Origin of the sequence: Actinoplanes couchii, assembly GCF_016862075.1 — a bacterium.
Classification (GTDB): domain Bacteria; phylum Actinomycetota; class Actinomycetes; order Mycobacteriales; family Micromonosporaceae; genus Actinoplanes; species Actinoplanes couchii.
Genome location: NZ_BOMG01000128.1, coordinates 1 through 14499, shown reverse-complemented (window position 1 = coordinate 14499; position 14499 = coordinate 1). Strand labels below are relative to the sequence as shown.

Below are 14499 nucleotides of genomic sequence, written 5' to 3'. Positions count from 1 at the left end.
TCAGCCCTTCCGGGCCGCGACGATCAGCACGCAGCCCAGCTCGCCCGTCATCTGGCCGACCATGCTCTCGGCCGCTTCCGCCTGCTCGGGTGTGAAGTTGAGGATCTTCGCCAGCTCGTCGCGGTTGTCGTAGGTGATGTCGGTCATCATCGAGAAGGAGGGCGCCACGTTCGCCGAGATGTCCTCGATCTCGACGACCTCGAGGCCGGCCTCGGCCAGCAGGGCCGGATATCCGTCGAGCCGGGGCAGTGCGCCCGGCTGGCCGGCGCGGTCGCGGGCCTCGTCCGCACTGATCTCCTCGCGGTCGAACAGGTCGGTGAGGACCACCCGGCCGCCCGGCTTCACCACCCGGCCCGCCTCCTTCAGGGCCCGGGCGCGGTCCATGTGCACGATGGACTCGAACGCCAGCACCGCGTCGAACGAGGCGTCCGCGAACGGCGTGGCCATGCCGTCGGCGACCTGGAACCGCACCCGGTCGGCCAATCCCTCGGCCGCCGCCCGCTCGCCGGCCACCCCGATCTGGTACGGGCTGATCGTGATACCGACGACCTCGGCGCCGGTCGCCCGGGCCACCCGGACCGCCGGCTTGCCCAGCCCACAGCCCACGTCCAGGACCCGCTGCCCGGCGCTGACGCCGAGCTTGGGGATCAGCAGGTCGGTGAAGCGGTCGGTCGCCTCGGACACCGACACCTTGTCGTCCGGGCCGAGCCAGTACGCGAAGTGGAAGTTGTCGTCCCACACCCGGCGCAGCAGCGGGCCGACCATCTCGTAGTAGTCCATCGCCGGGAAGGCTTCCTGGGTCTCCATGGTTCTCCTTCGATCGGTGTGATCACTGAGGGGTGGTGCCGGTCAGGGACTCGACGATGTGACCGGCCCGCTGCGCGGTGGTCGACAGCAGGCTCGACGAGATGCCGTGCGTGTGTTCCGTGCCGCCCTGCAGATAGATGCCGCAGGCGAGCTTGTCCGAGGTGCGCAGGCGGTAGTCGCGGCCGACCTGGACCATGCCGTCGTCGTCCAGCTCGACGAACTCCATGAGTTCGCCGAGCAACGGCCGCGGGTCCAGCGGGCGATACCCGGTGGCGAAGACGACGACGTCGCTGCGCAGGTCGGTGTGCTCCCCGGTGGGCAGATACTCGACGTCGACCGAGACCGCGCCGCCGATCTCGCGGACCCGCCGCACCCGCGAGACGTTGACGATCCGCAGCCGGTCCCGCCCGCGTACGCGCTCCTGGTACTGACGGCGGTAGAGCTCACGGATCAGGTCGAGGTCGACGACCGAGTAGTTGGTGTTGGCGTGGTACGTCATCAGCGACTCGCGCACCGGCGGAGCCGCCAGGTAGTAGTCGTCGACCGCGGCGGCGTCGAAGATCCGGTTGGTGAACGGGCTGTCGTCGGCGACGCTGTAGCCGTACCGGGGGAACACGGCGTGGACGGTCGCCTCCGGGAAGCGCGACATCAGGTCGTTGGTGATCTCCGCGGCGCTCTGCCCGGACCCGACCACGGTGAAGCTGCCGGTCGCCTCCGGCGGCAGCCCGGCCAGCCGGTGCAGGTAGTCCGCGCTGTGCCAGACCCGGCCGGAGGCCCGCACGCCGTCCGGCAACCGGGGCTGCAGGCCGGTCGCGAGCACCACGTTGCGTGCTCGGCACACATACGGCTCGCGGTGCGCGCCGTCGCGCACCACCAGCTCCAGCAGGTCCACCACGCCGTCGCCGGAGACCGGGCGGATCGCCAGCACCTCGCTGTCGTAACGGACCACGCCGGCGACCCGCTCGGCCGCCCACCGCAGGTAGTCGTGGAACTCCACACGGGAGGGCACGAGCGTCTGGTGATTGATGAAGTCGGCGAGCCGGCCGCGGTCGTGCAGGTAGGCCAGGAAGCTGAACGAACTGACCGGGTTGCGCAGCAGCACCAGGTCCTTGAGGAACGAGATCTGCATGGTCGCGTCTTCGAGCAGCATGCCGCGGTGCCACCCGAACGACGGCTGCCGCTCGAAGAAGACCGCCTCCGTCCCGGCCCGGCGGCATTCGCGCAGCGCGATCGCGAGCGCCAGGTTGGACGGCCCGAAGCCGATCCCGGCGACCTCCACAATGTCTTCCGTCACGTCAGTCGTTCCCCCACTTGTCGGTCAGCGTCCGCAGCAGCGTGGTGATCCGCGTCCGGGCCGCGTTCTCGGGTGGCAGCGCGGTGACCGCGCCGTCGAGCTTGGTGAGTTCCTCCAGCACCATCAGCGCGGCCGCCACTTCCGCCGGGACGTCGCCGTCGGCGATCACCGGTGCCTCGGCCGGCACCAGCGCGGCGTGCAGGTGCTCGGCGAGCGCGGCCGGCGTCGGGTGCTCGAAGATCAGTCCGGCCGAGAGGCGCACGCCGCAGCCGGCCGCCAGCTGGTTGCGCAACCGGACCGAGCCGAGCGAGTCCAGCCCCAGCTCGATGAAGCTGCGGGCCGGATCGAACCGGCCGGGATCGGGGTAGCCGAGCTGCGTGGCGGTGGCGCCGAGCACCAGGTCGAGCACCAGCTCCTCGCGCTCGGCCGGCCCGGCGGCGCGCAGCCGGCCGAGGAACACGCCGGAATCCGCGGCCGGCGCCTCCTCCACCGGCCGGTCACGATCCTCGCCGGGCAGGCCGGCCAGGATCGGCGGCAGCAGACCGGCCCGGTTCTGGGCCCGCAACGCCGCCATGTCGAGCGGCATCGGCACCACCGCGGCGGAGCCGGCCGAGAGCGCCCGGTCGAACAGCGCGAGGCCTGCCTCGGCGCTCAGCGGCACCACGCCGCCGTGCCGGGACAGCTCACGGGCCACGTGACCGGTCATCGTGGTGGCGTCGGCCCAGAGGCCCCATGCCATCGACACGGCGGGCAGTCCGCCGGCCCGCCGGTGCGCGGCCAGCGCGTCCAGATAGGTGTTCGCGGCCGCGTAGTTCGCCTGGCCGGGGTTGCCCAGCACGCCGGCGGCCGCGGAGAAGAGCACGAAGGCGGCGAGGTCCCGGTCGCGGGTCAGCTCGTGCAGATGCCGGGCGCCGTCCACCTTCGGCCGCAGCACCGCGTCCAGCTGGTCCGGGCGCAGTGAGCCGATCAGCGCGTCGTCGAGGATGCCCGCCGCGTGAACGACCGCGGTCAGCGGGTGCTCGGGCGGGATCGCGTCCAGGGCGGCGGCCAACTGGGCGCGGTCGGCCACGTCGCAGGCCCGCACGGTGACGTTCGCGCCGATCTCCGGCGCCGGGCCGCCGCGGCGGCTGAGCAGCAGCAGGTGCCGCACCCCGTGTTTCTCGGCCAGGTGCCGCGCAACCAGGACGCCGAGGCCGCCGGTGCCGCCGGTGACCAGGACCGTGCCTTCGGGGTCGAACGGCGGCTTGGCCGTGGCCGCCGGTGGGACGGGCCCCAGGCGCGGTACGCGGAATTCCGGGCCGCGCACGGCGATCTGCGGCTCGCCGGTGGCCAGCGCGCCGGCCAGCACGGGGAGCGGGACGGCCGGCCCGGCGTCGAGGAGCACGATCCGGCCGGGCTCCTCGGACTGCGCCGAGCGGACCAGACCCCACACCCCGGCGGCGTCCAGGTCGGTCACGTCCTCGCGGGGCGCCGTCGCGATCGCGCCCGAGGTCACGACGGCCAGCGTGGCGGCGGCCGTGGCCTCGTCGGCGAGCCACCCCTGCATCAGCGCCAGCACTTCCTGGACGTCCCCGGCGCGCGCCAGCAGAACATCGGGAACCGGCCCCGCCTCGCGGAGCGCGGCGAGGTCCGGGTAGGTGGGCACGTCCCAGTCGCCGCCGAGCGCGGCCCAGCGTCCCGGCGCCGCGGGGGCGGCCGGCCGGGCCGGCCAGTCGACCTGGAGCAGGCCGGTACGCGCGGGAGCCACCGTGAGCCAGTAGCGCTCGTGCTGGAACGGGTAGGTGGGCAACTCCACCGGGCGCGCCCCGGTGCCGTCGAACACGCGGGGCCAGGTGACCGGCACACCGTAGGCGAATACCTCGGCGGCCGATTCGAGCAGGCGGCGGATGCCGCCCTCACCCCGGCGCAGCGTGCCGCAGGCCAGCACGTCGCCGTCGAGCTCCTGCACCGCCGCCGCGAGCACCGGGTGCGGGCTGACCTCGACGAAGCAGACCGGCCCGGCACCGGCCGCCGCCTTCGCCGCGGCCTCGAAGCGCACGGTGCCACGCAGATTGCGATACCAGTAGCCCGCGTCCCACTCCGTCGTGTCGGCCGGCTCCCCGGTCACCGTCGAATAGCACGGCACCTCGGCCGCGCGCGGCCGCACCGGCGCCAGGGCGTCGAGCACCTCGGCCCGGATCGGCTCGACGAGCGCGGAGTGCGAGGCGTAGTCGACCTCGATCCGGCGGGTGCGGACGCCCATCGCGGTAGCCCGGTCGACGAGGTCGTCCAGAGCCGCCGAAGTGCCCGACACGACCACCGAGGCGGGCCCGTTGACCGCGGCCAGCGAGAGGCCGTCGCCGATCAGCTGCCGCGCCCGCTCGGCCGAGACCGCCACCGACACCATGCCGCCCCCGCCGGCCAGCGCGACCAGGGCGCGGCTGCGCAGCGCCACCACGCGGGCGCCGTCGTCGAGCGACAGCGCGCCGGCGATCACGGCGGCGGCGATCTCGCCCTGCGAGTGGCCGATCACCGCGTCCGGCTCGACGCCCCACGAGCGCCACACCTCGGCCAGCGAGAGCATCACCGCGAACAGCACCGGTTGCACGACGTCGACGCGGGCCAGGGCCCTGTCGTCGGCGAGTGCGTCGTGCAGGGACCAGTCCGTGTACGGGCGCAGCGCCGCGGCGCACTCGGCCATCCGGGCGGCGAAGACCGGCGAGGTGGCCAGCAGCTCGGTGGCCATGCCGGCCCATTGCGCGCCCTGCCCGGGGAAGACGAACACGACTCGGGGGGCGGGCCGGGCTCGGCCGGTCACGCCGGCGCCGGCCTCGGCCGCACGCAGCAGCTCGCCGCGGTCGGCGCCGATCAGGACCGCGCGGTGCTCCATCGTGGCCCGGCTCGCGGCGAGCGTGTAGCCGACGTCGACGGGGTCCACCCGCACCTCCGCCAGCCGTGCGAGCTGTTCCCGTAGGGCGGCCTCGTCGCGGGCGGAGACCACCCACGGGATGGCGGGAAGCGGCTCCGGCCGCTGCTCCTCCTCGGGTTCGATGGGCAGTTCGAGCACGACGTGCGCGTTCGTGCCGGTCACGCCGAAGGCCGAGACGCCGGCCCGGCGCGGGCGGCCGGTCGCGGGCCAGTCCACGGCTTCGCCGAGCAGCTCGACCGCACCGGAGGACCAGTTCACGTGCGAGGTCGGCCGCTCGGCGTGCAGCGACTTCGGCAGCGTGCCGTTCCGCATGGCCAGCACCATCTTGATCACACCGGCCACGCCGGCGGCCGCCTGGGTGTGGCCGATGTTCGACTTCACCGAGCCCAGGAGCAGCGGGCGTGCCCGGTCCCGGCCGTAGGTGGCCAGCAGCGCCTGCGCCTCGATCGGATCGCCGAGTGCGGTGCCGGTGCCGTGCGCCTCGACGGCGTCCACGTCGGCCGCCTCGAGCCGGGCGTCGGCGAGTGCACCTCGGATCACCCGCTGCTGCGCCAGCCCGTTCGGCGCGGAGAACCCGCTGCTGGCGCCGTCCTGGTTGACCGCCGAACCGCGCACCACAGCGAGCACCCGGTGGCCGTTGCGGCGGGCGTCGGACAGCCGTTCGAGCAGCAGGACGCCGACGCCCTCGCCCCAGCCGGTGCCGTCCGCCTCCTCGGCGAACGCCTTGCAGCGGCCGTCGGGGGCCAGCGCCCGCTGTCTGCTGAACTCGACGAAGGCCGCCGGGGTGGCCATCACCGCGGCGCCGCCGGCCAGCGCCAGAGTGCTCTCGCCGCGGCGCAGCGACTGGGCGGCCAGGTGCAGCGCCACCAGCGACGAGGAGCACGCCGTGTCGACGGTCAGCGCCGGGCCCTCCAGCCCGAACGTGTAGGAGATGCGGCCGGAGACCGCCGCCGCGCCGTTGCCGGTGCCGACGTAGCCGCCGAGGTCCTCACCAGAGGCGTGCGCCAGGAACGCGTAGTCCTGCCCGTTGGTGCCGACGAAGACTCCCGTGCGGGTGCCGCGCAGCCCGTGCGGGTCGAGGCCGGCCCGCTCCACCGCCTCCCAGGCGGTCTCCAGCAGCAGCCGCTGCTGGGGGTCCATCGCCAGCGCCTCGCGCGGGCCGATCCGGAAGAAGCCGGCGTCGAAGCCCGGCGCGTCGCTGAGGAAGCCACCCGCACGGGTGTACGACGTGCCGGGGCGCTCCGGGTCCGCGTCGTAGAGCGCGTCGAGGTCCCAGCCCCGGTCGCCCGGGAACTCCGAGATCGCGTCGGTCCCGTCGCGGACCAGCCGCCAGAGGTCGTCGGGGGACCGGACGCCGCCGGGGAAGCGGCACGCCATCCCGATGATGGCGACCGGCTCGTCGGTGCCCGGGCGCTCCCCCACCTCCTCGGCGGCCTCCTCGCCCTCCCCGGTCAGCAGCGCGAGGAGATGGTCGGTGAGCAGACCGGCCGCCGGGTAGTCGAAGGCGAGCGTGGTGGGCAGGGCCAGCCCGGTGGCCGTGGCGAGCCGGTTACGGAACTCGACGGCGATCAGCGAGTCGAAGCCGAGGTCCTGGAACCCACGGTCGGCCGGGATCGGGTCGGTGTGCCCGAGCACGGCCGCCGCGTGGGCCCGGACCAGGTCCAGCACCCGCCGGTGGCGGCGCGGCCCGGACAGCCCGTCGAGGGCCACGGCCGGTGTGACCGCGGCGGTCGGCACGGCCACGGCGTCCCGGGCCTCCGGCAGGTCTCCGAAGAGCGGCGCCGGCCGAACCGAGGAGAAGAGCGGAGCGAACCGAGCCCAGTCGATGTCGGCCACGGTGACCGTGGTGTCGCCGTCGCCGACCGCCCGCACGAGGGCGGCCACCGCGTGCTCCGGGTCCATCGGAAGAACCCCGCGACGGACCAGTTCGTCCTTCTCCGCCATGCCGTCACCGGCCCACGCCCCGAAGGCGATCGACGTGGCGGCCCGGCCGAGCGCCCGCCGCCGGCGAGCCAGCCCGTCCAGGAAGGCGTTGGCCGAGGCGTACGCGCCCTGGCCCCCGGCACCCCAGGTGGCGGCGATCGAGGAACACAGGACGAGCGCGTCCAGCGGCCGGCCGGCCAGCAGCTCGTCCAGGTGGGCCGCGCCGGCCACCTTGGCCTCCACGATCGCGGCGAAGGCGGCCGGATCGGTTCCGGCCAGCGGGGCGACGGTGCTCACGCCGGCGGCGTGGACCACCGCGGACGGGGGGTACTCGGCCAGCACGGCTTCGAGCACGCCCCGGTCGGCCACGTCACCGGCGATCAGCGTCACCTCGGCGCCACGGCGCCGCAGGCCCGCGGCGAGCTCGTCCGCGCCGGGCGCGCCGGGACCACGGCGGCTCAGCAGGACGAGGTGCTCGGCGCCCGCCTCGGCCAGGTGCCGCGCGATGTGCCCGGCCACCGCGCCGGTGCCGCCGGTGATCAGCACGGTGCCGCGCGGCGTCCACGCCGGCCGGCCCGTCGGCGGCCGCGCCCGGACCAGCCGGCGCGCGTACGCCGCGGCGGGCCGCAGGGCGACCTGGTCCTCCGGGCCGCCGAGCACGCCGGGCAGGCAGGCCAGCGATGCGGCATCCGGGTCGGCGGGGAGGTCGACGAGGCCGCCCCACCGGTCCGGATGCTCCAGCGCGATCACCCGGCCGAGGCCCCACAGCAGGCTCTGCGCGGGCTGCACCGGCGCGTCGGTGTCACCGCCGGCGTCCGTCGCCGCGCGGGTCACGCTCCACACCGGGGCACCGACCCCGGCCTCGGCCAGCCGCTCGATCAGCGCGAGCGTCGCGGGCACGCCGAGCGGAAGCACGGGGTGCTCCGGCGACGGCCGGTCGTCGAGGGCGAGCAGCGAGAGAACGCCGGTCACCTCGCCGTGGCCGGCCAGGTCGGCGGCCGTGGCGGCGGTGCGGACCCGCACGCCGTGCGCGGTCAGCACGGCGCCGATGCCCACGTCGTCCGGCCCGACGAGCAGCCAGGTGCCCTCCAGCGTGCGCGGCTCCGGCTCAGGCAGTTTCCGCCACCGCTCGTGGTAGCGGCGGCCACCAGTGCTTCCGGCCGCCGCGGCGGCGTGCGGTTCGAGCCAGAAGCGGCGGCGCTGGAACGGATAGGTGGGCAGATCGGCACGCGGGCCCCCGGCACCGAAGAGCCGGGCGCTGTCCAGGGGGACGCCGCGGACATGGAGGCCGGCGGCGGCCGACAGCACCGCCACCGTCTCGTCCCGGTCGGGCCGCAGGGTCGCGATCGAGGCGACGTCCCCGCCGAGCGTCTCGGTGACCATGGGCGCCAGGCCGCCGCCGGGGCCCACCTCGAGGAACGTGCCGGTACCGAGCCGCTCCAGCGCCCGGGCGCCGTCGGCGAACCGCACGGTGGCCCGGACCTGGTCCACCCAGTACTCGGCCGAGGTCGCCTGCTCGGCGGTGAGCAGCTCACCGGTCACCGTGGACACCACGGGCAGCACCGGAGCGGCCGGGCGCAGCTCGCGCACCACCCGCTCGTAGTCGGCCAGCATCGGGTACATCAGCGGCGAGTGGAAGGCGTGGCTCACCCGCAGCCGGCGGGTCCGCCTGCCACGCTCGGCCCAGAGCCGGGTCACCCGCTCGACCGCCGCGCCCGCGCCCGAGATCACGGTGGAGGACGGCCCGTTGACCGCGGCCACGCCGACCGTCGCGGGGAGCGTCGCGGCCACCTCGGCGGCCGGTGCCTGGATCGCGGCCATCGCGCCGCCGGCCGGCAGGGCCTGCATGAGCCGGCCGCGGGCCGCGACCAGCCGGCAGGCGTCGGCGAGGGAGAAGACACCGGCCACGTGCGCGGCCGCGATCTCGCCGATCGAGTGCCCGATCAGCCGGTCCGGCCGGATCCCCCAGTCGCGCAGCAGCGCCGCCAGCGCGACCTCGACGGCGAACAGCGCGGGCTGGGTGTGCCGGGTCTCGTCCAGGGCCGTGCCGTCGAGTACGAGCGGATCGCCGAACGCGGCGGCCACGGCGTCGAACGCGGCGGCGTAGGCCGGGAACGTCTCGTACAGGCGGCGTCCCATCCCGGCGTACTGCGCGCCCTGGCCGGAGAACATGAACGCCAAGCCACCGGTGGTGACCGCTCCCTCGATCACCCCCGGCGCGGGCGACCCGGCGGCCAGCGCGGTGAGACCGGCGGCCAGCGCGCCGGGGTCCGCGGCCACGATCGCGGCCCGCTGGTCGTGCCCCGCACGGGAGATGGCAAGCGTGGCGGCGACGGCGTTCGGGTCCCGGCCGAGGTGACCGCTCAACCGGCCGGCCAGCGCGCGCAGCGCCGGGCGCGTCCGCGCGGACAGCAGCCACGGCAGCAGCGGCCCGGGCGCCGGCTCGGGGGTGTACGCCGGGACGGGTTCGGCCGCCTCGATGATGACGTGCGCGTTGGTGCCGCTCACGCCGAACCCCGAGACGCCGGCACGGCGAGGCCGGCCGTGCTCCGGCCACGAGGTGCGCGCGGTGGCCAGCCGCACCGCACCGCTGTCCCAGGGCACCTGCGGCGACGGCTCGTCGGCGTGCAGCGTGCGCGGCACCACGCCGTGGCGCAGGGCCAGCACGGTCTTGATCACGCCGGCGACGCCGGCGGCGGCCTGCGTGTGCCCGAGGTTCGACTTGACCGAGCCGAGCAGCAGCGGCTCGTCCCGGTCCTGGCCGTAGGTGGCGAGCAGCGCCTGCGCCTCGATCGGGTCGCCGAGCCGGGTGCCGGTGCCGTGTGCCTCCACGACGTCCACCTCGGCCGCCGAGATCCCCGCACTTGCCAGGGCCTGCCGGATCACCCGTTGCTGCGCGGGCCCGTTCGGCGCGGTGAGGCCGTTCGAAGCGCCGTCCTGGTTGACCGCCGAGCCGCGGATCACCGCCAGCACCGGGTGGCCGTTGCGGCGGGCGTCGGAGAGCCGTTCGAGCAGCACCATGCCGGCGCCCTCGGACCAGCCGGTCCCGTCCGCGCCGGCACCGAACGACTTGCACCGGCCGTCGTTGGACAGCCCGCCGTGCCGGCTGAACTCGACGAAAACCGCTGGACTGGACATCAGCGTGACACCGCCGGCCAGGGCCAGGGAGCTCTCGCCCTGACGCAGCGACTGACAGGCCAGGTGTAGCGCCACCAGCGACGACGAGCAGGCCGTGTCGACGGTCACCGCGGGGCCCTGCAACCCGAACGTGTAGGCCACCCGGCCCGACGCGACGCTGCCCGCGCTGCCGTTGCCCAGATAGCCGACCAGCTCGTCGGGCACCACGTCGTGCAGGCGGGACGCGTAGTCGTGGTACATCACGCCGGCGAAGACACCGGTCGGTGTGCCGCGCAGCGAGGTGACGTCGATGCCGGCCCGCTCGAACGCCTCCCACGCCGTCTCCAGCAGCACCCGCTGCTGAGGGTCCATCGCGAGCGCCTCGCGCGGTGAGATGCCGAACGCCTCCGGATCGAAGTCGGCCATGTCGTGCACGAAACCGCCCTCGCGAGCGGACGACCGCACCGTACGGCTCGTGTCGAACAGCCGGTCGAGATCCCAACCGCGGTCGGACGGGAACTCCGAGATCGCGTCGGCCTCGTCCAGGAGCAGCTGCCAGAGATCCTCCGGCGTCCGCACGCCACCGGGATAGCGGCAGCTCATCGCGACGATCGCGACCGGATCGCCGGTGGCGCCCATGGTGGCCGGTGCGGCGGCGGCAGGCACCGGCCCCCCGGTCAGCTCGGCGACCAGGTGCTCGGCGACCTCGGCCGCGGTGGGGAAGTCGAAGACCAGCGTGGCGGGCAGGCGCCGGCCGGTCGCCGCGGCGAGGCGGTTGCGCAGTTCGACCGCCGTGAGCGAGTCGAAGCCTAGCTCCTGGAACGGCCGGCCCGGCGCGACGGCGTGCGGGCCTGCCTGGCCGAGCACCGCGCCGGCGTGGTCGCGGACGAGCGCGAGCATCAACTCGGTGCGCTCGCGCTCCGGCAGCCCGAGCAACCGGCGCCGGAACAGGTCACCGTCCTGTGCCTGCCCGGCCGTGCGCCGGGCGGGCCCGTGAACGAGGCCGCGCAGTAGCGGCGGAACCGGCCGCTGACGCCCGCGCGCGCCGGTGCCGGTGAAGGCGACCGGCACCACGACCGGCACGTCCCGGGTCAGCGCGTCGTCGAACATGGCCAGGGCCTCGGCCGCCGGCAGCGGGCGGATCCCGGTGCGGGTCAGACGGTCGAGGTCGCGGCCGGAGAGCCGGCCGGTGAGCCCGGAGCGATCGGCCCAGAACCCCCAGGCCAGTGACTGCCCCGGCAGCCCCAGTTCCCGGCGGTGGGCGGCCAGCGCGTCGAGGAACGTGTTGGCGGCCGCGTAGTTGCCCTGCCCGGCGCTGCCGAGCGTGCCGGCCGCCGAGGAGAACATCACGAACGCCGTCAGCTTCAGGTCGCGGGTCAGCTCGTGCAGGTGCCAGGCAGCGTCCACCTTGGGCCGCAGCACCGCGTCGAGCCGGTCCGGGGTCAACGACCCGATCAGGCCGTCATCCAGCACACCGGCCGCGTGCACGACGGCGGTCACCGGATACTCGGCGGGCACCGCGGCCAGCGCGGCGGCCAGCGCGTCCCGGTCGGCGACGTCGCAGGCCCGGACGGTCACGTCGGCGCCGAGGTCCTCGACCGGCCCGCCACCGCGGCTCAGCAGCAGCAGATGGCGGACGCCGTACGCGGTGACCAGGTGCCGGGCCAGGAGCCGGCCGAGCACGCCGGTGCCGCCGGTGACCACGACGGTGCCGGAGCCGAGTGCGGGCCGCTCCCCGGCCGACGCGGAGAGCCGGGCCAGCCGGGCCGCGAACACCCGGCCGTCACGGACGGCGATCTCGTTCTCGTCGCCGGCCGCGGCCACGGCGAGGGCCGCATGGGGTACCGTCCCGGCGCCGGCGTCCAGCAGCACGAGAGCGCCGGGGTGCTCGGACTGCGCCGAGCGGGCCAGTCCCCGTACGGCCGCGCCGGCCACCGTGCCGCGGATGGTCAGCACCAGCCGGACCCCGGTGAGACGCGGCTCGGCCAGCCAGGACTGCAGCAGCGTGAGCGCTGCGCGAGTGTTCTCGTGGACGGCGGCGGGAACGTCGTCGCCGGACGCGGCCGGGGCTGCGGCGAACACCACGTCCGGTAGCACCTCGGCCCCGAGCACGCCGGCCAGGTCGGCGTAGCGGTCGCCGCCGACGGCGAGGCCGGTGTCGCCGAGTTCGGCCCAGCGCCCCGACTCGGCCTGCCCGGCGGCCTCCACCCAGTCCAGGCCGTAGAGCGGCGCGGTGCCGGCGATGCCACCGTCGGCGACCGGCCGGGCGGTCAGCGAGCCCACGTACGCCACCGGCGCACCGGTCCCGTCGGCGAGCAGCACCGTCGTCGCGCCCGGGCCCGCCGGCGTGATGAGCACCCGGGCCGCGGTGGCGCCGGACGCCGACAATTCGACGTCCGACCATGTGAAGGGCAGGTGTGCGGCGCCGTCCCGGTCCGCAGTGAGCCCGGTGGCGTGCAGCGCGGCGTCCAGCAGCGCGGGATGCAGGCCGAACGAGGCGGCCGCCCCGCGCTGCGCCTCGGGCAGCTCGACCTCGGCGTAGACCCGGTCACCGTCCCGCCAGGCCGCCCGCAGGCCGCGGAATACCGGCCCGTAGTCGACGCCGGTCGCGGACACCCGCTCGTAGAAGTCGCCCAGCGGCACCGCGGCGGCGCCCGGCGGCGGCCAGGCGGCGAGGTCCTCGGCGACCCGGTCCACGGCCGGGCCGAGTACCCCGGCGGCGTGCCGGGCCCAGTCGCCGCCGTCGCGGCACGCGTGCACCTCCAGGCTCCGGCGGCCCGCCTCGTCCGGCGTACCCACCGTGACCTGGAGCCGCACCGCGCCCTGCGCCGGCACGACCAGGGGCGTCTCCAGGACGAGCTCCTCGATCCGCGGGCAGGAGACCTCGTCACCGGCCCGGATCGCCAGGTCCACATAGGCGCTGCCGGGCAGCACCGCCGAGTCGAGCACCCGGTGGTCGGCCACCCACGGGTGCGCTCGCATCGACACCGAGCCGCTGAGCATGCGGGTGTCGGTGCCGGCCGGCGTGGTCACGGTGCGCAGCAGCGGGTGCTCGACCCTGGTGAGTCCCAGCCCGGTCACGTCCCCGGCGGCCGCGAGCAGCGTGTCCGGCCAGAATCGGCGGCGCTGGAACGCGTAGGTGGGCAGATCGATCGTCCGGCCACCGGGGTAGAGCACCGTCCAGTCCACGGCCACGCCCCGCACGTACGCCTCGGCCAGGGCCGTGCGCCAGCGGCGCGGCCCGCCCTCGTCGCGGCGCAGCGTGCCGAGCACGGCGACGTCGGAGTCGAGGGTCTCGGCGATCTCCCGCATCGCCGGCACGAGCACCGGGTGCGGGCTCACCTCGAGGAAGACGGTGTGACCGTGCTCGGCCGCGAGGCGCACGGCGGACTCGAACCGGACGGTGTGCCGCAGGTTGCGATACCAGTAGCCGGCGTCGAGCGCCGCCGTGTCCAACAGCTCGCCGGTCAGCGCCGAGTAGAACGGTGTGGCCGAGGAGCGCGGGCGGATCGGGGCCAGGGCCTCGGCGAGCTGCCGCTCGATCTGTTCGACCTGCGCGGAGTGCGATCCGTAGTCCACGTCCACCCGCCGGACGCGAAGGTCGCCGCAGGCGGCCACGAGCTCGTCGAGCGCGGCGGTCTCACCCGAGACGACCACCGAGGCGGGACCGTTGACGGCGGCGATCGCGAGGCGCTCGCCCCACGGCCGGATCCGCTCGGCAACCTGCTCGGGCGGGGCCGGCACGACGGCCATGCCGCCCTGCCCCGCCAGCGCGACCAGGGCCCGGCTGCGCAGGGCGACCACGCGGGCCGCGTCGGCGAGGGTCAGGCCGCCGGCGACGCAAGCGGCGGCGATCTCGCCCTGGCTGTGCCCGATCACAGCGGCCGGCTCGACGCCGTACGTGCGCCAGGTCCCGGCCAGCGACACCATGACCGCGAACAGGACCGGCTGCACCACGTCGACCCGGGCCAGCGCCGCGGGGTCGTCGAGCACGTCGAGCAGCGACCAGTCGGTGTGGTCGCTCAGCGCCGCCGCGCACTCGCGCATCCGCTCGGCGAAGGTGGCGTCGGCGGCGAGCAGCTCGCGCGCCATGCCGACCCACTGCGACCCCTGCCCGGGGAAGACGAATGCCACCCGGGGGCCGGTGACGGCGGTGCCGCGGACGATTCCCGGCGTCTCCGCGGTGTCGGCGAGGGCCTGCAGCAGGGCCGGCCGGTCCGCGTCGCTCTCCGGCAGCAGGACGGCCCGGGTGCCGAACGAGGCGCGGGTGGTGACCAGCGACCGGCCCGTGTCGAACGGATCGCCCTCGTACGCCAGGAGGCGCTCCGCCTGCGCGGCCAGCGCGGTCCCGGACGGCGCGGACAGCACCCACGGCACGGTGCCGGCCGGGCGCTCGGCCGGCACCGGCTCCTCAGGTGTGGCCTGTTCGAGGATCACGTGCGCGTTGGTG

General features: G+C 75.5%; 3 protein-coding genes. All 3 read right to left on the bottom strand.

The genetic code is table 11. The features are described from left to right. From Aco03nite_RS49080 to Aco03nite_RS49070, 3 genes are read right to left on the bottom strand one after another with little or no spacing between them, the layout of a single operon-like run. Complete coding sequence (locus tag Aco03nite_RS49080) at positions 1-807, bottom strand: SAM-dependent methyltransferase (RefSeq protein WP_203809498.1); 807 nt, start codon at positions 805-807, stop codon at positions 1-3. Between the two features lie 22 nt (positions 808-829). Beyond that, on the bottom strand, positions 830-2101 hold the full coding sequence (locus tag Aco03nite_RS49075) for a lysine N(6)-hydroxylase/L-ornithine N(5)-oxygenase family protein (protein ID WP_203809496.1): 1272 nt from the start codon (positions 2099-2101) through the stop codon (positions 830-832). Between the two features lies 1 nt (position 2102). Continuing rightward, a complete protein-coding gene (locus Aco03nite_RS49070) occupies positions 2103-14486 on the bottom strand; it encodes a type I polyketide synthase (RefSeq protein ID WP_203809494.1) in 12384 nt (4127 codons plus the stop codon). Between the last annotated feature and the right edge of the window lie 13 nt (positions 14487-14499).